Below are 819 nucleotides of genomic sequence, written 5' to 3'. Positions count from 1 at the left end.
CCCCACTTGCAGGCTGGTGTTAGCAAAGTCTGCCTCTACCCTGCTCTGCGCTGCCGGGGTGCTGAAACGCACGCGCTGTTCGCCGCCACTGCGGTGCCAGACGTTGAATAAGGCTTCTGTCACCCATGGCCGGGGGGCTTGTTTGTCTTCCCACGCTAGTCTGGCGCCTAGCCGGCTCAGTACGCTGTTGTCGCTATCCAGCCGTGCTTTGGTATTGCCCGCCAGGTGCAGGTCGTTGAATTCTTGTACCTGGTAGATGAGTTGTGCTTGTGGTTCCAGGGTCAGGTGCTGGTTGAGGGGGAGTGGCAGGCCAGCCTGCAGGCTGGCGGCGGCGCCATGGCTTTTGAGGGTGGCGCTATCGCCGCTGCTGATGCTGCCTTTGCCCTGGTGCAGTTGTACGGCACTTTTGAGGTTGATGCCGTTGGGCAGTTGGCTGAGCAGGTATAGCCCACCGAGATAGGTGGTCTGGCTGAGGTTGCCGGCGTCGCTGTGTGATGGGCTGCGCAGCAGGCCGCTGGCATCGCCCTGGCTATAGAGCACTGAGCCATACGCGCCTAGCCGGGTGGTGCTGGTTTCGTTGCGCCAGAGGTCACCGCCCAGGTGCAGGCCGCTGATCCAGCTGCTGTAGCTGGGGTTGACGCTGCCATCGCCGCCGGCATGCAGGCGCTCCTGGCTGGCGAACAGCCACAGCGGGTGTTTGGCGTTGGGGTCGGTGCTGGTATCCATACTGCTGCCTACGCTTTGCGGGCCATTCAGCAGTGCATGCAAGGCCATACGGCCTGAGAGGTCCATGAGGGCGGGCAAGGCGGCGCTGGCGGG

At 63.5% G+C, this 819-nt stretch carries 1 protein-coding gene; it reads right to left on the bottom strand.

Annotated features, from left to right (window positions below; translation table 11 throughout):
* Positions 1-819 (bottom strand): autotransporter domain-containing protein (locus tag ACFQ1Z_RS14580; protein ID WP_379059085.1); only part of this gene is annotated, 819 nt, incomplete at both ends.

The sequence above is a fragment of the Methylophilus luteus genome, assembly GCF_042676265.1.
In the GTDB taxonomy this organism is placed as follows: Bacteria; Pseudomonadota; Gammaproteobacteria; order Burkholderiales; family Methylophilaceae; genus Methylophilus; species Methylophilus luteus.
Note: the sequence above shows the minus strand (reverse complement) of the source record. Positions and strands in the feature narration are given on the sequence as shown.